This is a genomic window from Corynebacterium sp. p3-SID1761 (assembly GCF_055862885.1).
On the sequence record NZ_JBSQBJ010000004.1, the window covers coordinates 69,358 to 95,504 of the forward strand.

Sequence of the window (26,147 nt, forward strand, 5' to 3'; positions counted from 1 at the left end):
TTAGTCCTCCCATTCGGCGGTTTCCAGGAACTTTGCGGCCAAGCGCGCCTGTGCACGGGTGAGTTCCGGATCCTCGCCCAGCATATTGACGTGGCCGATCTTACGGCGCGGGCGCCAATCCTTGCCGTACATGTGGATCTTTGCATTCGGGAATCGACGCCACACCGCATCCATACGCTCGTGCATCGGCATCGCCGGATCCTCGGGCGCTCCGAGCACATTTGCCATGACCACTACCGGCGCGGTGGGTTCTGTGGAACCCAGCGGACGATCCAACACGGCGCGGAGATGCTGTTCGAACTGGCTGGTGACACAGCCATCCTGCGTCCAGTGGCCGGTATTGTGCGGACGCATCGCCAGCTCGTTAACGATGATTTCCGGCTGGCCGTTCTCGTCGGTTGTCTCGAACAACTCCACCGCCAGCACACCCGTGACGCCCAACTCGGTGGCGACGTCGCGGGACAGCTGTTCTGCGGCAGCGAGAATCTCTGGGGTGGAGTTTGGGGCGGGCGCCACGGCCTCCACACAGATGCCATCTTCCTGTAGCGATTCCACCGCTGGCCACGCCTGCACCTGGCCGGAGGGAGTACGCGCCACCATGGCGGACAGCTCGCGCACCAGCGCGACCTTCTTCTCCGCCATCAGGGGGATCTCCTTGTCCAGCAGCTTCTCCACCAACTCGCGGGCCTCGTCCACCGTGGCGGGGAACCACACACCCTTGCCGTCGTAGCCACCACGGCGCGCCTTTAGACAGACCTGGCCTCCTACGGCGTCAAAGAACCCGGCGATATCATCGGCAGATTCGATGGCGGCGAAGGCAGGCACCGGTGCCCCCATCTCGCGCAGCTTCTTACGCATCACCAACTTGTCCTGAGCATGGATCAGCGCCGCCGGCTGTGGCTGCACGTTCACCCCCTGGGCAATGAGATCATCCAGGAAACGATTGGGCACGTGCTCGTGGTCGAAGGTCACCGCGTCGGAGTCGCGGGAGACCTCGCGGACGTGCTCCTCCAGCGCGTAATCCCCCAACACCACATCGGCGGTGACTTGCGCAGCCGAAGAGTCCGAGGCGCCGGCCAGCACCCGGCAACTCAAGCCCAGCTCGATGGCTGCTTGCTGTGTCATTCGCGCCAGCTGACCGTCGCCGATGATCGTCACCAGCGGCGCACCCGGCGCGTGTGCAGTCTCCCGGGCTAGTGACCAGTCGGCAGTATTCTTCCCATTGCTTTCACTCACAACCCCCAACTATAGTTCTCTGCCCCGACACTCTTAATCTGGCTCTTCATCAACCTTTCGAACTTGCGGGTATAAGGCACCGAATGGAGCACCAGCGGCACACGCGCCCCGGCCACGTACACCGCAACATCCCCTCGGTATGCGCGGCAATCAACGATATTGGCCAGAGGGATCTGGCCGATTCGGCTGCGCACATGTCCACTGGCGGTAATCAGTCGCCTGTCAGTCAACAGCATTCGGGAGCGCGCGCGGAAAACCAGGTGCCGAACGCAGCGCCTCCAGCAAACTATCAACCATAGGAGCAACAAGCCCCGACGGAGCCAGGTAAAAGACTCCACCGTGGGGGCGTCCAAAGCATGGGTCGCCATGTACTGATCCAGTGCACCGATTCCCATCCAGAACAAGCCCGTCCACACCAGTAGGCGCAGTACCGGGAAGAACATGGAACGACGGGCGGGACTGAGCTCGGCGAGAATTTGTTCGTCAGGGTCAAAAGTGATCTTGCTCATGCGTATCGGCCCCCGTAATCACCGCTACCGTCGGCGCGCAGGTGCACGATCTCCCCGGCGCGGATTACCCGCGTGCCGGTATCGGTGCGAATGAGCAGCTCACCATCGTTATCAATGTCAGCGGCCTGTCCTTCCACTACCTCGTCGCCGGGTAGAAAGGCGCGCACAGAGGTACCGATGGTTGCGGATAGCTGGCGGTATCGCGGCAGCACGGTCTGTGCTGCTCCTCCCAATCGACGCCACCTCTCCAGATTCGCGGCCAATTCCGCGAACACTGCCACCGCAATATCCTCGCGTTTCGGGCAGGGAACGCCCAACCGGGCGCACTCCAAATCAATGGAGCTGGCGTGGGCGACGGGCAATTCTTCGACCTGCAGGTCGTAGTTAATGCCAAATCCCAGGATGATGGCCGGGTGCGGATTCAGATGTACGGCCTCTACCAGGATCCCAACGAGCTTACGACTATCCAGGACGCAGTCGTTGGGCCATTTCAGCTGCAGCGGAATATCAGCGGAAGAGCGGATTCCGGATGCGATCGACAATCCGGTAAGCAGCGGCAGAAGTCCAATTCGGTCGGTTGGCACGTCGGGCAGGCGCAGCAGGACGGAGCAAATCAACTGGCTGCGCGCTGGGGCTTCGAAGGAACGTCCTTTGCGGCCGCGCCCGGCGGTCTGCTCCTCGGCCATCAGCAGGCTCATGTCGGGCAGATCCTCGCCACTGCGCACACGGTCGGCTAGGTCAGTGCTGGTGGAGCCGGTGGATTCCACTATTTCGACATGCCGATAGCCCAGTGGTGCCAGGCGCTCGGCCAGATGGCGGGGATCCAGCGGAGTGCGCATGAACCGTGCCGTCCTTTCTTTTCACATGCCTTTCCCAAGACACTCTAGCCCCACCAATAACGGCATGGGAGTTTTTACACCGTATTATGGCCACCATGAGCTCTACCACCGACACATCGACCACCGCCGGGAAGATCGCCGACCTCCGCGATCGCCTGGCGGAGACCCACAAGCCGCAGGGAGACGAGATCCCGCGCGCTCGTCGCCGCGTGGACGCACTATTGGACGCCGGTAGCTTCGTGGAGACCGACGCACTCGCCCGCCACCGCGCGACCGCATTTAAGGCCGATAAGTTCCGCCCCGTTACCGATGGAATCGTCGCCGGCTACGGCACCATCGACGGCCGCCCCGTCTGCGTATTTTCACAGGACGCAACCCTCTTCGACGGCCAGATTGGTGAGACCGCCGGCGAGAAGATCCTGAAAGTCATGGAACTGGCAGTGAAGTCCGGCACCCCGCTGATCGGCATCTACGAGGGCACCGGCGCCCGCCCGCACGAGGGCATTACCGCGCTGGAGTACTTCTCCCGCATCCACAGCCTGCAGGCCAAGCTCTCCGGCGTGGTTCCGCAGATCGCTCTCGTCGCCGGCCCCACCAGTGGCGCGCTGGTGCACTCGGTAGTTCTGTCCGACATCGTCGTTGCCGTCAAGAACGCAGGCGGTCTCGTTGCTGACGCCACAGACGGCACCGCCCACCTCTACGCCGAGGACGATGCCTCCGCACTGGGACTCGTCGCGGACATTCTGGGTTACCTGCCCAGCAATAACCGTGCACTCCCCCTGCGCGGCGAAGATGGCGAGGCAGAGGCCGGCGAGCTGGACAACCTCATCCCGGACTCCGACTCACAGGCCTATGGCATGCACGCGGTTCTCAACCGGGTGGTAGACGCTAACACCGTAGTAGAGCTGCAGAAATTCCACGCACCGAACCTGATTACGGCGCTGGCGCGGGTCGGCGGCCGGAATGTGGGCGTCATTGCGAACCAACCTGAGCAACAAGCAGGAGCGATCGATGCCACGGCAGCCGAGAAGGCCGCGCGTTTCATCCGCTTCTGCGACGCATTCAACGTACCCCTGGTGACCTTCGTAGACTCCGTTGGCTACGCACCCGACGCGCTCTTCCGCCGCACCGCGAAACTTATCGGAGTGACCGCAACGGCATCCGTCGGCAAGATCGCGGTGATTACCCGCAAGGCTTTCGGGGATGCGTACCTCTCGCTAGGGGCCAAGCGCCTGGGTACCGACCTGGTCTACGCATGGCCCACGGCACAAATTGCACAGGACGATAGCTACCAAGCGGAGCCCTACTCCGCCGCCGAACGGGGCTTGGTCGACGCCGTGATTCCCCCGTCGGAGACCCGCGTCCGCATTATCGACGGGCTGCGCCTGGTGGAGCGCAAGGCCGAGGATGGCTATCCGCGCAAGCACGACAACCTGCCGTTCTAGGAGTAAGCGCGTGACAGACTTTCAGGTGATCAAGGGCAATCCGAACGAGGTAGAGACCCGGGCGCTGCAACTTATCGTGGACGACCTAGCGGCCGAAGCCGCAGCACTGCGCGACGCTAAGCCCGACACCCGCGGGCACTATGGGCGCGAGATGCCACACGGTAACCCGGGGGCTTTCCGCAATCCGCGGATGCCGCGAGGCTAGTGGCAGGGCGAGAAATATGAAACTCACTCTGGCCAGCACCTCGCCCGCCCGCGAGAAGGTACTGAACGCCGCCGGGGTCTACCCGCGCAAGGTCGCACCGGGCGTGGACGAGGAGGCTGCGGTAGCAAAACTGGTGAACCCCTCCCCTGCTGAGTACGTACAGCATCTGGCCACCGCCAAGGCGCAAGCGGTCGAGGGAGAGCTGGTCTTGGGCGGCGATAGCATGCTGCTCATCGACGGGGAGCTCCAGGGCAAACCGCACACGCACGAAGAGACGGTGCGGCGGTGGCGCCAGCAGCGCGGGAAGCGCGCGGAGCTTATTACAGGGCATGCGCTAATTGACGCCGCTACGGGTCAGCTTTATGAGGAAGTAGTTGCCACTACGATCCAATTCGCCGACGTATCCGATCGTGCCATCGAGGCTTATGCTGCCACGGGAGAGCCATTGGAGTGCGCGGGCGCTTTCACTCTGGAAGCGCTCGGCGGGTGGTTTATCGAGAGTATCGACGGCCACCCGTCCGCCGTGATTGGGCTTTCACTACCCGCGCTACGCCGCGGGTTGGCAAGCTTCGGCTATGACTTCTCCGACCTGTGGGACTAGTCGGCCTTGACGGAGCGCTGCTCTGGGCCGACATAGCTAGATAGAGGGCGGATGAGGGCATTATCCGCATTCTGCTCCACGATGTGGGCGGTCCAGCCAACGACGCGGGCCAGCACGAAGATCGGGGTGAAGAACGGAATATCGATGCCCAGCATGTAGTAAGTCGGCCCAGCTGGGAAGTCCAAGTTGGGCTGAATACCGGTGCGCTGATCCATTGCCTTTTGCATGTTGTCGTACATGTCGACCCAGCGTTGGCCATCGTGGTTGGCGGCGGTGCGACGCATAGCGGCCTCCATGGTCGGCACGCGCGAATCGCCCTTCTTATACACGCGGTGGCCGAAGCCCATGATCTTATTCTTCGCATCGCACTGATCGAGTACCCACTGTTCAGCGGTGGCTGGGTCGTCGACAGCAAGGAAGTTGTGCATCACAGCCTCGTTCGCACCGCCATGCAGCGGCCCCTTGAGGGCACCGATGGCTCCAGTGACTGCGGAGTACACATCGCTCATAGTGGAGCTGATGACGCGCCCGGTGAACGTGGAAGCATTAAAGCCATGCTCCGCGTACAGAGTAAGTGACTGATCAAATGCTTCCACGTCATCGCGGTTATTGGCCGGGCTCCCCTCTTCGTCTCCGAAGCACATGTAGAGGAAGTTTTCGGCGATATCGCGGTCGCGGGATGGCGGAATGTACTCCAGGTTCTTCCGGCGACGCAGGTCGTAGGCGACAATCGTTGGCAGCTTCGCCAACAGAGTCAGCCCTGTGCGGCGTACTGTGTCCGGGGCGCGGTCGTCCGCGTTGAGATCCTCGGTGCCGAACACACTCACCGCTGTGCGCAGCACATCCATGGGGTGCGCAGTCTTGGGCAGGGAATTGATGAGGTCCAGCATGCTGCGGTCGATCGGACGCAGGGCGCGCTCGCGCTGGCGGAACTGTTCTAACTCGCGGAAGTCCGGAAGTTCACCGTTCCACAAAAGATAGGCAACGTCCTCAAAGGTGCAGTGCTCTGCCAATTCTTCCACGGGATAGCCACGGTAAGTCAGTGAATTGGTCTCCGGGTTTACCTTTGAGATACCAGAGGTATCCACGACCACACCGTTAAGGCCCTTGTTGATGTTCTTTTCAGTGCCTGTGGCGTTGGACGTCTTGTTAGATTGGGCGCGGGGCGTGGTGAAGTTGGTGCGTCCGCGGTCGAAGGGTGCGTTAGAAACCTTGATGGGCTTAGTCATGGTGAGGTGTCCTTTCGAGTTAGAAAATGCCGCCGGGAATCTGCGGGGCGCGTGCGAGCACGTCGTCGCTGACCACTAGGTTCAGCTGGCCGAGCTCGCCAGGTGCCAGGTCGGCAGTGGCTTCAGCGACGGCCAGGAAGCGATCCTGCTCCACCTCGTCCACCACTCCCTCAGCCAAGGTGCGGAACTTGGCTATGTAGTCGGCGCGACCGAAGGGGCGGGCTCCCAGCGGATGCGCATCCGCCACCGCCAGCTCGTCAACGATCTCGGTGCCATCGCGCAGAGTGACCACTGCTTTGCAGCCGAAGGCCTTCTCCGCCGGGTCGGTGGAGTGATAGCGGCGGGTCCACTCCGGATCTTCCACGGTGGAAATCTTGCGCCACAGCTCGACGGTCTCCGGACGCTGAGCGCGTTCTGGCGCATAGGAGCGTTCGTGATGCCACTCGCCGTCCTCCAAGGCGACGGCGAAGATGTACATCACGGAGTGATCCAACGTCTCGCGCGACGCAGTGGGGTCGAACTTCTGCGGGTCGCCCGAGCCGGTACCGATCACGTAGTGGGTGTGATGGCTGGTGTGCAGGACAATGCTCTCCACCTGGCTGAGGTCGCCGATCCTGTCGCGCATCCGGCGGGCCAAGTCGATCGGCGCCTGAGACTGATACTCCGCAGAGTGCTCCTTGGTGTAGGTATCAAGGATCGCCCGCTTCGGCTCTCCCGGTTCCGGCAGGGGCACGACGTAGTGCGCATCCGGGCCGTCCAGCAGCCAAGCGATAACACCGTCTTCGCCTTCCCAAATCGGCGCTGGCGCACCCTCGCCACGCATGGCGCGGTCGACAGCCTCCACGGCCATTTTCCCGGCGAAGGCCGGCGCGTGAGCCTTCCACGAACTGATTAGTCCCTTGCGTGACTGGCGAGTAGCCGTGGTGGTGTGCAGCGCCTGCCCGACGGCTTGGTAAATCACTTGCGGGTCCAGCCGCAACGAGGTGCCGATACCTGCAGCCGCAGACGGCCCCAGGTGAGCCACGTGATCGATCTTGTGCTTATGGAGGGAAATTCCCTTGACCAGATCCACCTGGATCTCATAGCCCGTTGCGATCCCGCGGATCAGATCGCGCCCTCCCAGGCCACGCGCTTGTGCAACAGCCAGGATCGGCGGAATGTTATCGCCGGGGTGGGAATACTCGGCGGCTAGGAAAGTATCGTGAAAATCTAGCTCACGCACCGCCACGCCGTTGGCCCAGGCAGCCCATTCGGGGGAAACTGTGGCGTCAGTACCAAAAACGGCGCTGGGACCGGAGTGGCACAGCGCCTGACTGCGCGCCGACGAGACGGGACGACGCAGAATGGATGCGGCAGCGACGGCCGCATTATCGATGATGCGGTTGACCACCATGTCCGCGGTGTCTTGCGGCAACTCGACCGGGTCGGCGGCGACCTGCGCAACCTTCCAGGCGAGGTGTTCTTCCTGCGGAAAGTCGTCCGCCGAGGGGTGGACGCGAACGTCGTGGTTAATCATCGCGGGGGTTAGGTCCTTTCAGGGATGGAGGTGCTGTGATGCACCTCACCCTAACGCCTCGCGACGATCTATGTTGCTAAACAAACATTTTTTGACGCCAAAACGTCAGTTGGTATTTAGGCGTGCTTTTCCTCGACGCGCTTGATGGCCTCTTCGGCAACCAGCTGCTGGATACCCATGTCCAGCTCAGAGGTGAAGCCCACGCAGGAGCAGTTAATCTCGCCCAGAACGTAGGTGTCCTCACCCGTCTCATCGTCATCGGCAAGCATGAAGTCGGCAGTCCAGATCAGCGGGATGTTGTCGCCCCCCAGTTTCTCAGCGATAACCGGGCGAGCCTCGGCGAACATGTCCACCAGCTCCTGCCACTCCTCCGGCTTCTGGTAGGTGTACTTGGCACCAGAGAACAGAGTTGCAGAGAACGCGTCGCCGCCCTCGGCCGGCTTCTTGTGAACCACAAACACAGGGTGCGGACCAACCAGCAGAATGCGGATCTCACCCTCGACGATGCGCGGCATGAAGCGCATGTCCACCAGCATGCCGTTGTCGCCAACGATGTACTGGTCACAGAAATCCATGAAGTCACCGAGCTCGCGAACCTCGGTGTGGTTGTCTACAGCCTCGGTGCATTTCAGCTTGGTGTCCATAGGCAGGGCGGTACCCGGCTCGATGGACTCGGCCAGCTGCTTATCCTCCAGCTGCACGCGCCAGATACCAGAGCCAGTGGAGCCACGGTTCTGCTTCAGCACGCGCTCGCCATAAGACAAAGAGGTGGGGAAGGTCTTGTGGAAGGAATCGACATCGTAGTAAGCGGCGGTATCGTCCGGCACCAGGTCGGTGTCGTTCAACTTCACCAGCGCATCCTTTGCGCCATATGCCATCATCTCAGCCGGGGTGGACATACCAACCAGGCCAGATTGCTCCGTCAGTTTGGTCAGCATGTCGAAGTAGCCCTTTTCGCCGCCGGGAATGTGGCCCGGGTTAACGCGGGAAATGTAGGCATCGTAGGTCGCAGCAACCTCGTCGTAAATCTCGTCGGCTTTCTCCGGGTCGAAGTAGACAACTTCGGCCCCCCAACCCTTCTCGCGGATAGCCTCAACGATCGGCATGGTGTCGCGGCGGTGGCCGTCCTCACCCTTGTCGTTTCCGCCCTGAACCTCAAAGACAACAATGTTCTTGTGCACGGTTTCCCCTAGCTCTAGAAGTAAAAATGCAGTGCGTATGGCCGTGTTTAGCCAACAACATAATTCTACGATCACTTGGCCCGCACGGCAGTGGAAGATAAGTGTGATCTAAAGCGCTAGACTTTCATTCGATCGAAAGGCAGGTAATTCATGGGAATCGAGTTCGACCCCAGCCCTCAGCTGAAGCAATATGCCCACCCAAACAAGCTGGTCACGAACGCGTGGCTAGGAGCGAAGCTAGGCACCCCCGGCCTGAAGGTCGTAGAAGTAGACGCGGATTCACTGCTCTACGATATTGGTCACATTCCCACCGCAGTGCGCTTGAAGTGGTACGAAGATCTTTCCGACCCGGTGTGGCGTGACCTTATTGGATCCCGGGAATTCGAAAAGCTCATGGACCGTCTGGGCATCAGCCGGGACGACACCGTGGTCTTCTACGGCGACCACGCCAACCTGTGGGCTATCTATGCGCTATGGGTCTTCGAGCTCTTCGGCCACCCCGACGTGCGCATCCTGGACGGCGGACGCGACGCTTGGATGCAGGAGGAACGGGAAATCTCCTACGCCGTGGATGATGTCCCCCACCCGCCCGGCTACGCCGTGGCTTCCCGTCGCAACGATCACACAAACCGCATCTTCGTCGACGAGCTACGCACGAAGTTCGAAGGCTCCCAAGTAATCGACCTGCGAAACGCAGAAGAGTACACCGGCGAAGTGACGCTGCCGGGCTACCCCATTCGCCGCAATGGCCACGTACCGGGAGCAGTAAACCTGCGTGCGGATTCCTCGCTACTGGCGAACTCGCGTTTCTGCTCGGTTAAGGACATCGAAGCCAATCACGCTGCACTCGACCGCAGCCGCCCCACCGTTGTCTATTGCAATAACGGCGCCCGGGCAGCTCTCGAATGGTTCGTTTTGCGTTTCCTCTTGGGATGGGACGATGTGCGCGTTTACGATGGCTCGTGGATCGAATGGGGAAATATGATGCGCGTGCCCATCGAACGCAGCTAAGCGCGCAGTGTAGCCTCATTAACTAGCCTTTAATTATTTACCCGAAAGGATTGCCCGTGACTTCCAGCACCGCCGCCCCCTTGACGAAGGTACTGATCGCCAACCGCGGTGAAATTGCAGTGCGCGTCATCCGGGCTGCGCGCGACGAAGGCATCGCCACCGTTGCCGTCTATGCGGATCCGGACGCCGACGCGCCATTTGTACGCATGGCTGATGAAGCCCTGGCTTTGAGCGGCCAGACCTCTGCAGAGACGTACCTGGATATCGACAAGATCCTTGCCGCCGCTCGCAAATCGGGCGCCGATGCAGTCCACCCCGGGTACGGCTTTCTGTCGGAGAACGCGGACTTCGCACAGGCGGTCATTGATGCTGGTCTGAACTGGATTGGCCCGTCGCCTGAGGCGATTCGCAAGCTCGGCGATAAGGTGACGGCCCGCAATATCGCCCTTACTGTTGACGCCCCTATGACTCCGGGCACTAAGGAGCCTGTCGCGGACGCCGCAGAGGTGACTGCCTTTGCAGAACGTCATGGTCTACCGATCGCCATCAAGGCCGCCTTTGGCGGTGGTGGGCGCGGCATGAAGGTTGCCTACACGATGGATGAGATCCCTGATCTCTTCGACTCCGCTACCCGCGAGGCCATCACCGCCTTTGGCCGCGGCGAATGTTTCGTGGAACGCTACTTGGATCGCGCCCGCCACGTGGAAGCGCAAGTTGTTGCCGATAAGCACGACAATGTGGTTGTAGCGTCCACTCGCGACTGCTCTGCCCAACGCCGCTTTCAGAAGCTGATTGAGGAAGCTCCGGCCCCTTTCTTGAGCGACGAGCAGAATGAGCGCATTTACTCTTCCGCCAAGGCCATTTGCCGCGAGGCTGGCTATTACGGCGCGGGAACGGTGGAATATCTAGTTGGCTCCGATGGACTCATCAGCTTCCTGGAAGTGAACACTCGCCTCCAGGTGGAGCACCCCGTAACGGAAGAGGTCACCGGCTGGGATTTGGTGCGCGAACAATTCCGCATCGCCCGTGGCGAGACGCTCTCCCGCACTGAAGATCCGGAAATCCACGGCCACGCGATCGAATTTCGAATCAACGGCGAAGATCCAGCCAATAACTTCATGCCCGCACCTGGACGCATCCAGACCTATCGGGAACCAGCAGGCCCCGGTGTTCGTATGGATTCGGGTATCGAGACCGGAGCGGTTATCGGCGGCCAGTTCGACTCCATGCTGGCAAAGCTAATTGTCACCGGCACCGACCGCACCGAGGCGATCCAGCGCTCGCTCCGCGCACTGGAGGAATACGAGATCGAGGGCATCCCGACGGTTATCCCCTTCCACCAGGCTGCATTGACCGATCCAGCTTTCGTCGCTGAGGACGGTAATTACCGCGTGTACACACGCTGGATCGAGGAGGAATGGGATAACCAGCTACCCGCCTACGAAGAGCCACTCGCAGCTTCTGCGGAAGATGAACTACCGAAGGAGAAGCTGGTCGTGGAAGTCGACGGGCGCCGCGTGGAGGTGCTCGTGCCAGGCGAGATCCTAGCGGGTCGCGGTTCGGTGAGCCGGGCGAAGAAGCGCCGCGCCGACGCCGCGGACATCGCAATCACTGGAGACACCGTGGCCTCCCCGATGCAGGGCACCGTCATCAAGGTAGAGGTCTCCGAAGGCGACGAAGTGGCCGAGGGCGACGTACTGCTGGTTCTTGAAGCCATGAAGATGGAAAATGCCGTCAAGGCGCACAAGTCCGGTGTGGTGCAGTCGCTGAGCGTCGGAAGCGGTGATGGCGTCACAAAGAACCAAGCACTGCTCGAACTGAAGGATGACCCTGCGGCTGATAATGTCGCAGAATAAATTAACGAGACAGGAAACGTATCCCATGACCCACCACAAAGCTGAAGACTTTTCCGAGCAGGAAGATCAGAGCGCGACTGAGGGAACGCCCCAGGACACCACGGAGGGCAAGACGCCGAAGAGCATGATCTTTCTGGGGCTCGGCCTGCTGGTCGTTGCCGTGATCACTGCCATCGTTTCGCTGGTCGGTGTAAAGGACTTCGGCAAGGGTTACGACGTTTCAGGTGGCAAGGAATACTACCTGCTGGCCGACGAGGACGCTCTCAGCGCGCGCCAGTGCACCCTTACCGACGAGCATGACAAGGATCTCGCCGATCGCATCCGCGAAGCTGACCTGAAATTCAGCCAGGACGATCTGGAGATCTCCGATGTCTCTCTGCCGCTGACCAAGAACAAGGGCGTGTACACGTCCATCACGTTCAAAGAGGACGTTGCAAAGGCTAAGTACAACTGCGACAAGGGAACCATCTACATCTCCACCTTCTCTTCCGGCACCCTGCAAGCACTGCGCTGGGTGACGATGCTATGTGGCGCAGCCGGCGTGGCGATCCTGATCCTGGCCGCGTTTGCGAAGCAGCGGAAGAAGGATAGCGAAACTGTTTCTGAATCCGACGCCGACCTCGAAGAAAACTAAGTGGCAGAAACCCTCTCAAATCAGCTGACCGGGACTTTGGCAAAGTGGAAGAGCTCCAAGCGGGGCTACGTACTGGCGCTCGACCAGGGAACTACCTCCACCCGCTGCATCATTTTCGATGCCCGCGGGAAGATGGTGAGCTCCAGCCAGATGGAACACCGGCAGATCTTCCCCCAGCCCGGCTGGGTGGAACACGACCCGGAGGAAATTCGGCGCAATAGCCGACGCGTCATGGCCGACGCCGCAGCCTCCCACGATATTCCCGTGGAAGAGTTCGCCGCAGTAGGCATTACCAACCAGCGTGAAACCACCGTCGTATGGGATCGCGAGACCGGCAAACCGATTTACAACGCGATCGTCTGGCAAGATACCCGCACTGACGAGATCATCAAGAGCTTAAGCGAAGAGCAGAAGTCAATGATCTTCGAGCGCACAGGGCTCAATGCCTCTACCTACTTCGCCGGGCCGAAGATTCGATGGATTCTGGATAACGTTGACGGCGCCCGCGAGAAAGCAGAGCGCGGGGAGCTGGCCTTTGGAACCATTGATTCGTGGCTGATTTGGGAACTCACGCGCCGCTCACGGAAGAAGTCCAAGGCGGGACGGGCAGGTAGCGCCCGGCATGTCACGGATGTCACCAATGCTTCCCGCACGATGCTCATGGATTTGCGCACGCAAACATGGGATCCGGAACTGTGCAAGCTCTTTGACATCCCTGAATCTATGCTGCCGGAGATCGTGAGCTCCTCCGAGATCGTCGGCAAGGTGCGACGCAGCGGCCCGGTCAACGGTGTACCCATCGCCGGTATTTTGGGCGACCAACAAGCCGCTGCTTTCGGGCAGGTATGCTTCAACCAAGGCGAAGCGAAGAACACCTACGGCACGGGGAACTTCCTGCTGTTAAACACCGGTACCGAACCGCAGTGGTCGGAACATGGGCTAATCACCACCGTCGCCTACCGGCTGGGTAATCAGCCCGCGGTGTATGCCCTGGAAGGCTCCATCGCCGTCACGGGTTCCCTAGTGCAGTGGCTCCGTGACAACCTGGGCTTCTTTGACACCGCCGATGATATTGAGCCACTGGCTCGGAGCGTGGACGACAATGGTGGCTGCTACATCGTGCCGGCTTTTAGTGGATTGCTGGCTCCTCACTGGCGCCCCGAGGCGCGCGGCATCATCGCCGGCCTTACTCGCTACGTAACAAAAGCACACATCGCTCGCGCTGCGCTGGAGGCCACCGCCTTCCAAACCCGCGAGGTCGTCGAAGCCATGAACGCGGACTCCAAGGTGGACTTAAAAAACCTACGCGTCGACGGCGGCATGGTTGTGAACTCACTGCTGATGCAGTTCCAGGCGGATCAACTTGAGGTTCCAGTAACCGTTCCGGAGGTGTCGGAAACCACCGCCCTTGGCGCAGCCTACGCCGCCGGTCTGGCAGTGGGCTTTTTCCAGGATCTTGACGAGCTCGTGTCGCTGTGGCAGGAGGAAAAGACCTATTTCCCCCAGGGTGATCCCCAAGAGCGCGAGGTCACTTTTGCGAAGTGGAAGCGCGCGGTGGAGCGCACTTTTGATTGGAAGTCCGACTAAGACGCAATGCTACGCTTAGAAGCATGAGCGACCCCTCCCACAGAGAGATTCGAGTTTCTGACATCGACCGCAGCGACGCAATCAGCGTCCTCGGTGCCCATTTCGCCGATGGCCGGCTCGCCATGTCCGAATACGAGGAGCGCGTGCAGCTGGCCACCGAAGCTGTCTCTGAAAGAGAACTAGAGCAACTCTTCGCAGATCTTCCGCCGCTGTCCCCTACCCGCGAAGTGGTTCCTTATTACTCTGCCAACGAGGTTGATCGCCATTACCGAAGTGGCCGGAATATCCGCCTCGGGTTGTTGCTCAGTACCGTCATTGGCAGCACAGGCCTGGCCATTGTTCTCAATAGCGTATGGGCCTCTTCTCCAGTGCTATTGCTGCTCATCCCAATGGTTTTCGTCATGCTCTACGTTATGAAAGCCGGCCCGAAGCAGTGGTACGAGCCCAGCCCTCGCCAGCTAGATCGACAGCGCTTCCAGGAGCTCAAACTACAGCAGCGCGTACAACAGGCGCAGTGGAAGTTCGAGCGCAAACAGCGCACTCACGAGCTCACCAGCAGTGCGATGAATTTCGCCCAGAAGCGCTTTAACGGAACTGGTCGATAACCCCGGCGAAGAGGCGAATACCGATCCCCAGCGCCCGTTCATCGAAGACAATATCGGGCTGGTGCAGGTCGGGGCGCTCCCCCTTGCCGATCCATGCGCCCAGGCGCGCCATCGAGCCAGGCACATGCTCCAGATACCAGCTGAAGTCTTCACCACCGGTGGATTGCGGGGCTTCCTTCAAGGCATTCGGATCGACGTCGTTCACGGCCTGCGCCAAGGCGGCGGTGGAGACGTCGTCGTTCATCACCGGCGGCACGCCCTTGGTGTAGCGCAATTCAAGCTGAGCTCCGGTCGGTGCGACCAGGTGCTCCAGCAGTTCGCGCAGGGTTTCTTCGCCACGACGCCACACTCCAACCTCCGCCGTGCGGAACGTACCGAGCAGGCGAACCTCCTGGGGCATTGCGTTGAACGTCGACCCGCCATTAATCGCGCCGAAAGTCAGTACCGTGCCGGTTCGCGGATCCACCGTGCGGGACAGTAGGCCGGGCAGTTGCGACGCAATAAGCCCTGCTGTGTACACCAGATCCGCCGCCAGGTGTGGCCGGGAGGTGTGGCCACCGCTACCGCGCAAGATGACCTCCACAACATCACTAGCCGAGGTGATGGCGCCAGTGCGCACGCCGATCTCCCCCGTCCTGAGCTTTGGCTCGCAGTGCAATGCGAAAATACGGGACACGCCATTGAGAGCCCCGGCCTCGATCACGTCGACTGCGCCTCCATCCATGACTTCCTCAGCCGGCTGGAAGATAAAGCGAACCTGGATTCCCAGCGCATCCTCCCCGTGGGCGTCCACAAACTCGGCGAGGGCGACAGCTAGACCGAGCACAACGGTGGTGTGAATATCGTGGCCGCATGCATGCATGATGCCGGGAATTTCAGAGGCAAAGTCCAGGCCTGTGACCTCCTGCAATGGCAAAGCGTCGATGTCACCGCGGAAGGCGATACGAGGTGTACCGATCGGGCCAATATCCGCAATGAGTCCCGTAGAGGGCAAAGCCACCGGACGCAGCCCGGCGCGCTCGAGTTCCTGGGTGAGGAAGCGAGTCGTCTCCGTCTCCATGTGCGAAAGCTCGGGATTGCGGTGCAGGTGACGGCGCCAGTCGACGATCCGCTGGGAATTATCCCGCACCCAGTCCCGCACGAACTCGGCAATGGAGTGTGCGCTGTCCTCCTGTGTGCGCTGCTGTGTGCCGTCTTGCACTTGACTACTCACATTCCTCTCACTTCGATTGACCTATCTAGTCTAACGCCTGCGGTACCCTTGGTTGACATGACTGCTTCCCCAAATCCCTATCAGCTGGCCGACGACGCTGCGGCGGCTTTGAAAGATCGCACGGGTCTCGACTCTTACGACTGTGCTGTCGTACTCGGCTCCGGTTGGCGCCCTGCAGCGGACATGCTGTGTGAAGGCGCGGAAGACCTGGTGGAGTTCCCGATGTCGGAGCTTCCGGGATTCCTCGCCCCCACCGCCCAAGGGCACGGCGGCACGGTGCGTAGCGGAAGAATTGGTGGCCGCAATGTGCTGGTGCTGTTGGGTCGCACCCATGCCTACGAAGGCCACGAGCTGTGGCGCACCACTCATGCCGTACGGACCGCCGCAGCCGCGGGGGTACAGACGGTCGTGCTGACGAATGCTGCTGGCGGTCTCACCGAGGGCATGAGTGTAGGCGAGCCAGTGCTGATTGCCGATCACATCAACTTCACGGCGAAGACTCCCCTGTCCGGCGCGAACTTCGTCAACCTGGTGGATGCCTATAGCCCTACCCTGCGCGCCAAGGTGCAGGAGATGCGTCCTGGCATGCGCGAGGCCGTCTACGCCATGATGCCTGGGCCGCAGTACGAAACCCCCGCAGAGATCCACATGCTGCGCACCCTGGGCGCGGGCCTGGTGGGTATGTCCACGGTCTATGAAACCATCGCCGCACGCGAGGCAGGCGTAGATGTGCTGGGAATCTCCCTGGTCACCAACCTGGCCGCGGGTATTACCGGCGAACCACTGAACCACGAAGAAGTCTTGCAAGCGGGTAAGGATGCAGCCAACGACATGGGTGGGCTGCTCCGCGAGCTGGTGAACAACCTATGAGCGAACTGAAGTTCGGCACCGCCGGTCTGCGCGCCAAAGTAGGACCCGGCCCTGATGAGATGAATGTGGGCACCGCCACCCGAGCCACCGCCGGCGTGGCCGCCTGGCTGCAGGAACGCAAACGGCCCTTGCGCGCCGACGGGGTTTTTCGTGCGGCTGTTGGATATGACGCCCGCTACGGCTCCCACGCCCTAGCCCGCGCAACGGCGGAGACTTTCGCCGGCGCGGGGTTTGATGTCACCCTCATTGCGGAGCCAGCTCCTACGCCAGTGCTGGCGTGGCTGGTTAAGTCCCGCCGGATGGACGTGGGCGTGCAGATCACCGCCTCGCATAACCCGGCGCAGGATAATGGCTACAAGCTTTACCTCGATGGCGGTTCACAGCTGGTCTCCCCCGCTGATCGCCAAATCGAAGAACACATTGCTGCTCAGCCCGCCGATGCAGCCGACATCCCCCGCTCCGAGGCGAAGTCGGTCGATTTGTCGGCGGTCTCCGGCTACGTCACTGACTTGGGCACCCTTGTAGCCACAGGACGCCAATCCGAACTGGCACCACGGCGCAAACTGAAGATCCTGTACACCCCAATGCACGGCGTGGGCGGTAACGCCCTGGAGTGGGCTCTACGCGAAAACGGCTTTGGCAATGTCCACACCGTTGCTTCGCAACGCTGGCCGGATCCCAACTTCCCCACAGTGGCCTTCCCGAACCCGGAGGAACCCGGTGCGACGGACGCCCTATTGGCCGAAGCGCGAGAGATCGACGCGGATCTGTTGATCGCTCTGGACCCGGACGCCGACCGTTGCATGCTGGGGTTGAAGCGGGCCGACGGGGAGTACCACATGCTGCGCGGGGACGAGACCGGGCCCTTGCTGGCACGCAGGGTATTGGCAGGTGTGGGGGCGTCACCAGGAAACAAACCTGTCGTAGCAACCACGGTTGTCAGTTCACAGCTGCTCGGACGCATGGCACGCGCCGAAGGCTGGGATTATGTAGAGACGCTGACGGGCTTTAAGAATCTCGCGCGTGCTGCGGGAGGACGCCCTGGGGAGTTGGCTTTCGCTTATGAGGAGGCGATCGGCACTGCTCCTGCTCCGCACATCGTGGCGGACAAGGACGGTATTGCCACGGCGCTGATCGCTGCGGCATGGGCAGCCGAGACGGACCTGGCCGCCGAGTTGGACAACATCGAGGCCACCTATGGCGTGTTTAGAACTGCGCAGGTAAGCAGCCGATTCGAGGACGTGGCTCAGGCACACGAACTGATCGAACGTTGGACGAAAAACCCACCGGCAACACTTGCGGGCGCGACGGTGCAGGCCGGGCCGATCAAGGACTCAGAGGGCAACCGCACCGACGGAGTGCGCCTCGTGGGTCATGTGGATGATCTGGCGCTGCGCGTGGTCGCCCGAGCCTCCGGCACGGAGCCGAAGGCAAAGTTCTACCTGGAGGTCAGCGCCGAGGCGGGAGCAGACGCACAGGCCGTGGAGGCACTGCTGGAGCGCCTAAAGGTCGATGTTTCGGGGGCCGTATAGGCGATCGCCGGCATCGCCTAGGCCGGGGACGATATACGCATCTTCGTTCAGGCTCGGATCAATTGTGGCGGTGACCAACTTGCGAACGCTCACCTGTGCCTCAACGAGCGCATCAACGCCGGGCTGGGCAGAGACCATGCACACGCAGGTGATGTCGTTGGCGCCGCGGCCCTCCAGTAGGCGAATGGCGTGCAGCAGCGAGCCACCGGTAGCCAGCATCGGGTCGACGAGGAACACCGGCTGATCACGGAGGTCATTTGGCAGAGCCTCGAGATAAGGCACGGGCTCGTGGGTGGTTTCGTCGCGAGCCATGCCGATGAACCCGACCTGCGCGTCGGGGATCATGGATAATGCCGGATCGATCATGCCCAGACCTGCGCGAATGACGGGAACGATAATCGGGGGCTTTTCCAATCGCGTGCCCGTGGTGGTGGCTACCGGGGTTTCTAGTTCAAATTTTTCGGCTACCAGATCTGCCGAGGCTTCGTAGATCAGCATCGCGCCCAGGTCGGCCAGGGCAGCACGGAACTGTGCGTTATCGCTGTTTTTGTCGCGCATAATGCTGAGGCGCGCTGCGACGAGCGGATGTTTTACCACCTGAATATCCATGGTTCCCCACTGTAGTTGATGGCGCGCGGAACCTTTTGCCTCACAACGCGGTCTAACGGTTCTGAGCATTTGTTTGGGGAGGGTTTCTTTTGCTCTATGGGGATAAGATTCACGCTGATCCGGAGCTAGTTGCGCAGCTTAAGAGCCGTACCACGGACGTGGGCGCAGCATTGCAGGGGCGAGCTTCGCCGATTCACGGGGAAACGGGGGCCGTAGCGCCGCTTGCGTTGAGTGATTTCCTGCGGGCGTTGTCGGCTGCACGGGACGCGCACGACGGGTTGCTGCGGGATGCGGATGGTTACTTTAATGACGCCACGTTTGCCCTGGCCAGCATTAACCGCGACCTTGAGGGACACGAAGGCGAGTTTTCCAGGGCCTTCAATGGGCTGACGGAGGTGTGAAGTGCTCGATATAGCGGGTCTTGTGACCCCGTTGATTGCAGCTATCCCCTCGCCTTTTAGCCCGGGCCTGAGTGCGAGTGTGCCAGCGGTGCGCGGGCTGGAGGGATTGGGAGATATGGCGACTGCGGCACTACAGGGTAATGCGGGGAAAAGTGTCCACGGATCTTTAGACACGGTGGCGCGAGCGGTAGCTTCCGTGGTGAAGGCTGGTGGAGCCCTGGACGGGTTGGCTAACCAGGCTGCCCTGGCGGTGGAACGCACAATCGGGGACTTGGGTGTGATCCTGCGCGACTGCGTGCGGGAGGTCGGCCAGGCCGTGGCGGGAAGTGGAATGGCCGGACCGTTGGGGTGGATAAATGGCCTCGGTGCGGCGATGCCGGTGGTGCTGCGGCACGTGGAACGGGCGAAGGATCGCGTACACACGCTGGAGACTGAACTTCACGGGCTTACGAACGACGTGCACAAGGTGCACAAGGAACAGCTGCCGGAGCGGCTTCCCGCGCGCAACCCGGACGCGTCCCCGGCGCTGGAACCAGCTGCATACGAGGCACCCGGAACGCAAGGGGCGCCTTCCTCGCAAGCATCGCAGGCGGTTGCCGCAGCGAAGACTGCCTTGGGCACCCCCTACCAATGGGGCGGCACGGTGCCCGGCAAAGGTTTGGATTGCAGTGGGCTGGTTCAGTGGGCCTACAAACAGGCTGGGGTGGAACTGCCCAGAACGTCGAGCGAACAGGCAATCGGACCACAGATCGCCAGGTCGGCGGTGCAAGCAGGAGACCTCGCGGTGTGGAATGGCCACGTGGCAATGGTCGTCGATAATAACCACATGATCGAAGCAGGCAATCCGGTGCAAATCAGCCCGATCCGGCAAGAGAACAGCGGAATGCCCTTCAAGGGCTTCTACCGACCGACGGCGGCCTAGGCTACAGGCTGGAATCAAAAGGAGTAGGACATGGCACTTATCAACGGACGTTCACACAGCAGTGGTCTGGCACGCATCGTCAGCACTCCCCCTCCACGTGAGTATCTGGCAGCTCAATTCTTAGGCGAGATGCCCGAGACGGTACCAGCGGTGCTCACTGCGGAGCTCCGCACACGGCGCCCAGATCAGTCACAGGACTAACACCAACTTCGGCATGCCAACCTAGTAGAATGCCTTTCCATGGCAGCAGATAATGGCTTGAGGACATTCGGTAACGGCATCGTCGCCGTCGAGTTAGAGATCACTAGCGGTACTTGGTACACCCTGTGGGCACCCAATTGGCTGGTCAAGGGCGAACGCTGGCAGGGGTTCCTAGGTGACGATGACGATCTTTTCGTCTTTGATTCCCCCGCCAAGCTGCTGGCTTTCCTGGAAAACGGTGGCCGTAATGAGCTGGCCGAACACCCCAAGTGGGCGAAGTTTAAAACCGACTTGGTGACGAATGTGGTGCCCACGCGCACGGGCAAGATCAGCCTAATCGAGATTCCTCGGAAACTGTCCCTCCGTCCGGGTTATGAATCCACCTCCGCTGTATCCCGCGGCTTCGACCTTCTACGCTCCATGGGTAACGTCCTGGGGCTAAAGAGCGTGAACAATTGGTTCCACTCTTATTCCATCCTGGACAATGTGCGCCGTGGCCCGGACCACTACCAGTCGCAGAACGGCCTGGAAGAGTGGTCGGGCGTCGGACGTACCGTGCTAGATCGCTGGAAGGGCATGCTCAACGACGTTGAGGAGCACCTGACAGAGCCCGAGGTCGACGAGGCCAAGGTCGAAGACGCTCAGAAGAGGATTGACGAGGCACAGGAGGCTCGCGAGAAGCGTCTACAGGAAAAGGAAGCGGAGGCAGCTGCCGCAGCCAAGAAGGAAGACAGTGCCGATGCCGACCCTTACGACAAGACCATTTGGGCGGACGCCGGCATTGATCCGATCCGGATCAGCCTGGGGGGCCAGTACGTCTACACTTTGCGTTGTTACGTCGGTGACAAGCCGCGCTTCCTAGGTCGTCACGGAGAGATCAATACCTTCCCGAACTCTCGCGCTTTGGTGCGGTGGCTTATCGACGCCCACGATCACGACCTCGAGGAGCTGGAGACGTGGGGCGATATTGTCAGCGCCGCCAATGCTGGTGAACTAGAGGTCACGGTGCACGACTCGAACCAGTATTCCTTCGCCGGCCTGCACGATGACATCGCGGAATCCATCGACGCGGTGGATACCGACCAGTTGGGTCGCGCCTACGAGCTGCTGGCAGACGCCGCTGACTGGGCAGGTGATGACAGCGTGAACAAGGTTCTGCTGAGCTACCCCAAGCTGCAGAACTACTTGGCTTACATGCTCGGCTCCCCGTCCGATTCGCAGCCCTCCGCCCCCTTTGACGAGGAGGCCAAGGGCTGGAAGGCACTGGAAGAAGACCTGACCAAGCGCTTTACGCGCTTCTAGCCGGAATATCGCCAAACAACCAAAAAGAGCTCTACCAGTATGTACTGGTGAGCTCTTTTTTAATGCCCAGGGTTAGCTACTGCCCTGGCTGGTTAAAGGGGTTCTGGTTCCCCGGCTGGCCCGGCTGATTCTGTGGCTGACCCTGCGGTTGGCCAAACTGGTTACCCGGCTGATTCTGCGGCTGGCCGAACTGGTTGCCCGGCTGATTCTGTAGCTGGCCGAACTGGTTCGGATTGTTGTTACCCGGCCCCTGCAGAAGGTGGCCATACTTGACGATCGCAATCACGCCGAGGGTGATGATCGCCAAAGCAAGGAGAATTGCGACAAACAACCAGAACTTAGGGCCACCATCGAAGGAGACGTCAACCTTAGGAGTTGGCATATATTCCGAGTAGCCTGATGGAACTGACTGCGTCAACTTATCAACTTCCTCCTTCGCCTCCTTGAAGTCGCCATTGAACTGGACATATGCGACAATATTCCAGATCAACAGTAGTGCTCCGGAACCAATCGTCATGAAGACAGCAATGCGAGGCTGCGCTTTCAGCCATAGCATTACCGCCGCGCCGATCAGCAACCCCAGAACCAAGATCATGAACAGGATGCCTAGGCTCTCGCTGTACCTTTCAGCGTCGGATGCATCTGCGTAGGAGGCAGAAACTCGACCCCAGCCGTTCATCGACGCGGAATTCTTAGTATCTTCATACCTAGCTTCCACGCCAAACCAGGGAAGGAAGCTGACGATCAGCACCAATAGAGCAGAGACTCCGGCGGCAATCGCACCCATCTGGTTCCACTGCAGAGACTGCCCCTTCGGCCCCTGCGGATTGAACTGGCTCTGCGGGCCGAACTGCTGCGGCTGTTGTGGCTGCTGCATTTGGTTCGGCTGCTGCGCTGGGAATGCCTGGTTAGGTTGATTCGGTTGGCTTGGGCCACCAAAATTCTGCCCCGGCTGACCGTAAGGGTTCGGGTTACTCATAAAGGATGCTCTCAATCTTTCTGCGAAAAATCGTGGTTTACTAGCCGACTAATTATTACATTCAGCTCCCCTTCCGGCGACTCCAATTGGGGAATCCTCCCTACAGAATGGGACGTTTAGGGGTTCTCTACGAAGTACTCGTCAAACTGAACGTTGCTGGCCATCTCGCCATGCTCGAAAACTTTCAAGCTCTTCTGGTTGATCTCGATTCTCGTTCCCCCACCAACTGGGACGCGGTAGCTCCCCCGACCTGGATCGGCGTAAGCCATATCGACATCCTTCTCTAGCTCATACCCACCGACATCACCGCGGTAGTAGTAATCGCCTTTCTGTCCGACCTTGCAGACAACCACATAGTCACCGTCTCCGTATGCTGCGTAGAGCCATTCGTCATCTGAGTTGCAGTGGGCGGAGCTCCCTTCCCATCCATGTCGACTCAAGGAGTACTGGGCGCTGCCAGTACTGCGGTTACTTTCCTGGCTCTCCGTTTCATCCTCGGGAGCATCGGGCGTCGGCTTCTTCGGGGGAGCGGTGGATTCTCCATTTGTTTCTGAAGCCCCACTCGGAGCAGAGGCAGAGGACTCACTGGCCGCGACGGGCGCTTCACTGTCACCGTCGTCGTTTCTGTCGCCCAAGATGGCAAAGGCGGCCACACTACCGCCGACTAAGAGCGCAATCACGGCAATTGCGACACTGGCATAAACCCATGGCGAGGTTTCCTTCGCACGCTGTGGTTCTGGTGCCGGCGGATGGTAATTATTCCAATTGTTCCAGTTCTCGTTGTTCATCAGAAAACCATTTGCTTACTCGGGCGTCTTGCCTCTAATAGGCCAAACGATCGTTACCTACGCCGTAGATTAACACCCCAACCCACTTAGCGCCGGAGCTCGTGATTTAGGGTATCCAGCTCGCCACCACCGGCCATCTCCAACGTCAACTGTTCCAACGTGACCTCAGAGTAATCCGCGTCCAGGGACTGCTCGCCCATATTCAGCAGCACAAAGTGGCTACCGACGAGATATGCATGGTGAGGATTGTGCGTAATCAGCACCACTCCCACCCCACGTTCCGCCGCGGCCTTAACGAAGCGCAGTACCATGCCGGATTGTTTGACGCCCAGCGCTGCGGTGGGTTCGTCGAGAATGATCACTCGCGCGCCGAAATACACAGCCCGTGCAATCGCCACGACCTGGCGCTGACCACCGGAGAGGTTGGCGATGGGCACCTCGACATCATCCAGGTGCACGCCCATTTTCTCCAACTCTTCGGCAGTGATGCGACGCATTTCATCAGCGCGGAGCATACCGAAGCGACCGGTGAGCTCCTGGCCCAAGAAGAAGTTCCGCCACACGGACATCTGCCCCACGACCGCTAGATCCTGGTAAACGGTGGCAATGCCCTTTTCCAGTGCGTCCTTCGGGCCAGAGAACTGAACCTCCTCCCCATCGACCAGTAACTCGCCACTGGTGTGCTTGTGACGGCCAGCCAGAATCTTGATCAGTGTGGACTTGCCTGCGCCGTTGTCACCCAGGATGCAGGTCACTTTGCCAGGGTAAATATCCAGGTTGATGCCCTTCAGCACGTGGACATCACCATAGTCCTTGGTGATATCGCGGAGGCTGATGACTGGGGTGGCGTCAATAGAAGAAGACATTTAGCTACGACCCCCAGAAGTGAACTTGGCGACAGAGTTATTGGTGAGCACTGCGAACAGGAGCATCGCGCCGAGGAAGAATTTGAACCAATCTGGTGTCCAGCCTGCATAAACAATGCCTTGGTTCGTCATACCGAAGATCAATGCACCAATAGCAGTACCGATGGCAGTGCCGCGCCCGCCTGTGAGCGCACAGCCGCCGATAACCGCGGCGATGATGTAGAGGAACTCGTTGCCCACACCCTGTCCGGCCTGAATGGAGTCGAAAGCAAACAGGTTGTGCATACCCACGAACCAAGCGGCGAAGGCAACGAACATGAAAAGGATGACCTTCACGCGACGGACGGGAACTCCGGTGGCACGGGCAGCCTCGGCATCACCGCCGACGGCGAAGATCCAGTTACCGAAGCGCGTCTTGAACAACAGCACGCTGGCCAGTGCAACAAAGAACAGCCACCAGAAAACAATGGTTTTAATTTCCACGCCATGGATATCCACCGAGGAGGCAAAAACTGCTTTGGCGGAGTCGAAGCCCTCCATATCGGCGATCGACGGTGTGGCGACCTGGCCGGTGACCATTTTCGTCACCGCAAGGTTGATGCCCTGCAGCATCAAGAATGCGGCGAGAGTAATAAGGAATGAGGGAATGCCAGTGCGCATCACCATAAACCCGTTAAACGCGCCGATAGCCAAGGCGATCAGGAGCGACAGGAACACGCCGACCCAGGAGTTTAGCCAGAAATTGTAGTTCAGCATTGTGGCGGCCAGGGCGGCAGTGGTCACGGCCACACCAGAGGAGAGGTCGAACTCGTCGCCGATCATCAGCAGTCCGACAGCCAGGGCGATAATACCCATGGTGGAGCTGGAGTAGAGCACCGTCGAAAGAGCGTCTAAAGAGCGAAAAGACGGGGCTACGAACATGAACAGCGCGAAGATCAACACCGCGCCTAGCACGGAGGTGAACTCGGGGCGCTTGAGCAGTTTCACAGCCTTCATCGTAGGCCTTCCTTGGCGGCATCTGCGATCGTATCTACGTTCGACTTATCCACGAACGACGGCCCGGTGAGTACTGGCTGCCCGCCGCCCACGGTCGAACCATTGCGCTTAGCCAACCAGAGCGCGTCGATGGCCATGTAGCCCTGTAGATAGGGCTGCTGATCAACAGCCCACTGAACGGTGCCCTTCTTGATAGCGGCGACGAGCTCCGCATTCGTATCAAAGGTGGAGATCTTCGCATCCGAGCCGGCCTGTTCTTTGGCCTGCACCGCAGTCAATGCGACGGGCGCGACAAGCCCCATGACCCAGTCGATGTCCTTCTGCTGTGCCAGCTTGGCCTGCACCGTGGACTGCACACTGGTGAGATCCATGCCATTGACATAGAGGTTCTCAACGGAGCCACCGTTCAGCCCCTTCTTGATGCCTGCGCAACGGGATTCCTGGCTGGGGTTACCCTGTTCGTGGATCACGCACAGCACCTTCTTGGCCCCGTCCTTAGCCAAGCGCTGACCGGCGCGTTCACCGGCGACGGACTCGTCCTGACCAAAAAAGGCGCTGAGGTTGTATTTCTTGTAATGCTCCATGCCGGAGTTCAGACCGACCACGGGGATGTCGGCTTGCGATGCGCGCTTAGCCACCGGCCCCAATGCTTCCGGGGTGGGCATGGTCAAAGCCAGACCATCGACATGGGAATCGATGGCGTTCTGTACCAGGTTTGCCTGATCCGGCGCCTGCGGGGACGAGCTATAACGCAGCTCAAGGTTGTTCTTCTTGGCGGCATCCTCGGCGCCGGCACGGACAAGATCCCAGAAGGTATCGCCCGGTGCGCCGTGGCTTACCATCGCCACGGTGTAGCGCGGAGTATCCACTCCCCCGCCACCATCGCCGGAGGATCCTCCCCGCGGACGGCCACCGGTTTCCGAGCATGCGGTCAAAGCCAGGCCAGTGCAGATCGTGAGCAGCAATGCCGCAGTGCGGCGGAGGTTGAACAACTTTCCCCGAGAATTCGCCATG

Annotated in this window: 27 protein-coding genes; 14 read left to right on the forward strand and 13 right to left on the reverse strand. The window is 60.4% G+C overall.

What is annotated here, in order from left to right; all coding sequences use genetic code 11:
• From ACWXWJ_RS03800 to ACWXWJ_RS03810, 3 genes are read right to left on the reverse strand one after another with little or no spacing between them, the layout of a single operon-like run.
• Positions 1 to 1,236: a 5-(carboxyamino)imidazole ribonucleotide synthase gene (locus tag ACWXWJ_RS03800; protein WP_473963603.1), complete on the reverse strand. Its 1,236-nt coding sequence runs from the start codon at positions 1,234 to 1,236 to the stop codon at positions 1 to 3.
• Positions 1,233 to 1,745 (reverse strand): hypothetical protein, encoded by a 513-nt coding sequence (locus ACWXWJ_RS03805; protein WP_473963604.1) that lies wholly within the window; start codon positions 1,743 to 1,745, stop codon positions 1,233 to 1,235. The genes ACWXWJ_RS03800 and ACWXWJ_RS03805 overlap by 4 nt, the downstream gene beginning before the upstream one ends.
• Positions 1,742 to 2,584 carry a biotin--[acetyl-CoA-carboxylase] ligase gene (locus ACWXWJ_RS03810; protein ID WP_448308047.1) on the reverse strand — a complete coding sequence of 281 codons (843 nt, stop codon included), beginning with the start codon at positions 2,582 to 2,584 and terminating at the stop codon, positions 1,742 to 1,744. The genes ACWXWJ_RS03805 and ACWXWJ_RS03810 overlap by 4 nt, the downstream gene beginning before the upstream one ends.
• Before the next feature lie 86 nt (positions 2,585 to 2,670).
• Here ACWXWJ_RS03810 and ACWXWJ_RS03815 point away from each other — a divergent pair, with 86 nt between their 5' ends.
• From ACWXWJ_RS03815 to ACWXWJ_RS03825, 3 genes are read left to right on the forward strand one after another with little or no spacing between them, the layout of a single operon-like run.
• The gene (locus ACWXWJ_RS03815; protein WP_473963605.1) at positions 2,671 to 4,029 is read left to right on the forward strand and encodes an acyl-CoA carboxylase subunit beta; all 1,359 of its coding nucleotides are present in this window, start codon (positions 2,671 to 2,673) and stop codon (positions 4,027 to 4,029) included.
• A gap of 10 nt (positions 4,030 to 4,039) precedes the next feature.
• Positions 4,040 to 4,234, forward strand: coding sequence for an acyl-CoA carboxylase epsilon subunit (locus ACWXWJ_RS03820; RefSeq protein ID WP_293790761.1), 195 nt, complete (start codon positions 4,040 to 4,042; stop codon positions 4,232 to 4,234).
• 16 nt (positions 4,235 to 4,250) lie between these two features.
• Complete coding sequence (locus tag ACWXWJ_RS03825) at positions 4,251 to 4,835, forward strand: Maf family protein (RefSeq protein ID WP_293790760.1); 585 nt, start codon at positions 4,251 to 4,253, stop codon at positions 4,833 to 4,835.
• Here ACWXWJ_RS03825 and ACWXWJ_RS03830 read toward each other — a convergent pair.
• The 3 genes from ACWXWJ_RS03830 to ACWXWJ_RS03840 form a co-directional block, all read right to left on the reverse strand.
• Positions 4,832 to 6,064 (reverse strand): bifunctional 2-methylcitrate synthase/citrate synthase, encoded by a 1,233-nt coding sequence (locus ACWXWJ_RS03830; protein WP_473963606.1) that lies wholly within the window; start codon positions 6,062 to 6,064, stop codon positions 4,832 to 4,834. The genes ACWXWJ_RS03825 and ACWXWJ_RS03830 overlap by 4 nt on opposite strands.
• A 19-nt stretch (positions 6,065 to 6,083) precedes the next feature.
• Complete coding sequence (gene prpD, locus ACWXWJ_RS03835) at positions 6,084 to 7,580, reverse strand: 2-methylcitrate dehydratase PrpD (RefSeq protein WP_473963607.1); 1,497 nt, start codon at positions 7,578 to 7,580, stop codon at positions 6,084 to 6,086.
• Positions 7,581 to 7,696: 116 nt separating this feature from the next.
• Positions 7,697 to 8,761, reverse strand: a complete 1,065-nt coding sequence (locus ACWXWJ_RS03840; protein WP_293790757.1) for a Cj0069 family protein — start codon at positions 8,759 to 8,761, stop codon at positions 7,697 to 7,699.
• 150 nt (positions 8,762 to 8,911) lie between these two features.
• Here ACWXWJ_RS03840 and ACWXWJ_RS03845 point away from each other — a divergent pair, with 150 nt between their 5' ends.
• The 5 genes from ACWXWJ_RS03845 to ACWXWJ_RS03865 are packed head-to-tail and all read left to right on the forward strand — an operon-like array spanning position 8,912 to position 14,454.
• Positions 8,912 to 9,772 carry a sulfurtransferase gene (locus ACWXWJ_RS03845; RefSeq protein ID WP_448308042.1) on the forward strand — a complete coding sequence of 287 codons (861 nt, stop codon included), beginning with the start codon at positions 8,912 to 8,914 and terminating at the stop codon, positions 9,770 to 9,772.
• Between the two features lie 56 nt (positions 9,773 to 9,828).
• A complete protein-coding gene (locus ACWXWJ_RS03850) occupies positions 9,829 to 11,628 on the forward strand; it encodes an acetyl/propionyl/methylcrotonyl-CoA carboxylase subunit alpha (RefSeq protein WP_473963608.1) in 1,800 nt (599 codons plus the stop codon).
• A 25-nt stretch (positions 11,629 to 11,653) separates the two neighbouring features.
• Positions 11,654 to 12,262, forward strand: coding sequence for a hypothetical protein (locus ACWXWJ_RS03855; RefSeq protein ID WP_473963609.1), 609 nt, complete (start codon positions 11,654 to 11,656; stop codon positions 12,260 to 12,262).
• 36 nt (positions 12,263 to 12,298) lie between these two features.
• Positions 12,299 to 13,849, forward strand: coding sequence for a glycerol kinase GlpK (glpK, locus tag ACWXWJ_RS03860; protein ID WP_473963638.1), 1,551 nt, complete (start codon positions 12,299 to 12,301; stop codon positions 13,847 to 13,849).
• A gap of 23 nt (positions 13,850 to 13,872) precedes the next feature.
• Complete coding sequence (locus ACWXWJ_RS03865; protein ID WP_448308039.1) at positions 13,873 to 14,454, forward strand: DUF1707 SHOCT-like domain-containing protein; 582 nt, start codon at positions 13,873 to 13,875, stop codon at positions 14,452 to 14,454.
• Here ACWXWJ_RS03865 and ACWXWJ_RS03870 read toward each other — a convergent pair.
• Positions 14,435 to 15,667, reverse strand: a complete 1,233-nt coding sequence (locus ACWXWJ_RS03870) for an amidohydrolase (RefSeq protein ID WP_473963610.1) — start codon at positions 15,665 to 15,667, stop codon at positions 14,435 to 14,437. The two genes, ACWXWJ_RS03865 and ACWXWJ_RS03870, sit on opposite strands and share 20 nt — an antisense overlap.
• Before the next feature lie 57 nt (positions 15,668 to 15,724).
• On the opposite strand from ACWXWJ_RS03870, the gene ACWXWJ_RS03875 reads away from it, so the two are divergent.
• Together ACWXWJ_RS03875 and ACWXWJ_RS03880 are read left to right on the forward strand one after the other, a co-directional pair.
• The gene (locus ACWXWJ_RS03875; RefSeq protein ID WP_473963611.1) at positions 15,725 to 16,537 is read left to right on the forward strand and encodes a purine-nucleoside phosphorylase; all 813 of its coding nucleotides are present in this window, start codon (positions 15,725 to 15,727) and stop codon (positions 16,535 to 16,537) included.
• Complete coding sequence (locus tag ACWXWJ_RS03880) at positions 16,534 to 18,069, forward strand: phospho-sugar mutase (protein ID WP_473963612.1); 1,536 nt, start codon at positions 16,534 to 16,536, stop codon at positions 18,067 to 18,069. The genes ACWXWJ_RS03875 and ACWXWJ_RS03880 overlap by 4 nt, the downstream gene beginning before the upstream one ends.
• Here the strand turns inward: ACWXWJ_RS03880 and upp are convergent.
• Positions 18,040 to 18,678, reverse strand: a complete 639-nt coding sequence (gene upp / locus ACWXWJ_RS03885; RefSeq protein ID WP_448308037.1) for a uracil phosphoribosyltransferase — start codon at positions 18,676 to 18,678, stop codon at positions 18,040 to 18,042. The genes ACWXWJ_RS03880 and upp overlap by 30 nt on opposite strands.
• Before the next feature lie 89 nt (positions 18,679 to 18,767).
• Between upp and ACWXWJ_RS03890 the strand changes: the two genes are divergently transcribed.
• Genes ACWXWJ_RS03890 through ACWXWJ_RS03905 form a run of 4 tightly spaced genes read left to right on the forward strand, consistent with a single transcriptional unit; the run spans position 18,768 to position 21,504 of the window.
• Positions 18,768 to 19,079, forward strand: coding sequence for a hypothetical protein (locus ACWXWJ_RS03890; protein ID WP_448308036.1), 312 nt, complete (start codon positions 18,768 to 18,770; stop codon positions 19,077 to 19,079).
• 22 nt (positions 19,080 to 19,101) lie between these two features.
• A complete protein-coding gene (locus tag ACWXWJ_RS03895) occupies positions 19,102 to 20,001 on the forward strand; it encodes a C40 family peptidase (protein WP_473963613.1) in 900 nt (299 codons plus the stop codon).
• A gap of 30 nt (positions 20,002 to 20,031) precedes the next feature.
• Complete coding sequence (locus ACWXWJ_RS03900; protein ID WP_293790744.1) at positions 20,032 to 20,202, forward strand: hypothetical protein; 171 nt, start codon at positions 20,032 to 20,034, stop codon at positions 20,200 to 20,202.
• A gap of 39 nt (positions 20,203 to 20,241) precedes the next feature.
• A complete protein-coding gene (locus tag ACWXWJ_RS03905; protein ID WP_448308034.1) occupies positions 20,242 to 21,504 on the forward strand; it encodes a hypothetical protein in 1,263 nt (420 codons plus the stop codon).
• Positions 21,505 to 21,580: 76 nt separating this feature from the next.
• Here the strand turns inward: ACWXWJ_RS03905 and ACWXWJ_RS03910 are convergent, their stop codons facing one another.
• The 5 genes from ACWXWJ_RS03910 to ACWXWJ_RS03930 form a co-directional block, all read right to left on the reverse strand.
• Positions 21,581 to 22,483 carry a hypothetical protein gene (locus tag ACWXWJ_RS03910; protein WP_473963614.1) on the reverse strand — a complete coding sequence of 301 codons (903 nt, stop codon included), beginning with the start codon at positions 22,481 to 22,483 and terminating at the stop codon, positions 21,581 to 21,583.
• A gap of 116 nt (positions 22,484 to 22,599) precedes the next feature.
• Positions 22,600 to 23,271: a hypothetical protein gene (locus ACWXWJ_RS03915; RefSeq protein ID WP_473963615.1), complete on the reverse strand. Its 672-nt coding sequence runs from the start codon at positions 23,269 to 23,271 to the stop codon at positions 22,600 to 22,602.
• An 86-nt stretch (positions 23,272 to 23,357) separates the two neighbouring features.
• Positions 23,358 to 24,137, reverse strand: a complete 780-nt coding sequence (locus ACWXWJ_RS03920) for an ATP-binding cassette domain-containing protein (protein WP_448308031.1) — start codon at positions 24,135 to 24,137, stop codon at positions 23,358 to 23,360.
• The gene (locus ACWXWJ_RS03925) at positions 24,138 to 25,133 is read right to left on the reverse strand and encodes an ABC transporter permease (RefSeq protein WP_293790739.1); all 996 of its coding nucleotides are present in this window, start codon (positions 25,131 to 25,133) and stop codon (positions 24,138 to 24,140) included.
• Positions 25,130 to 26,125 (reverse strand): substrate-binding domain-containing protein, encoded by a 996-nt coding sequence (locus ACWXWJ_RS03930; protein ID WP_448308054.1) that lies wholly within the window; start codon positions 26,123 to 26,125, stop codon positions 25,130 to 25,132. Before ACWXWJ_RS03930 ends, ACWXWJ_RS03925 begins: the two co-directional genes overlap by 4 nt.
• Between the last annotated feature and the right edge of the window lie 22 nt (positions 26,126 to 26,147).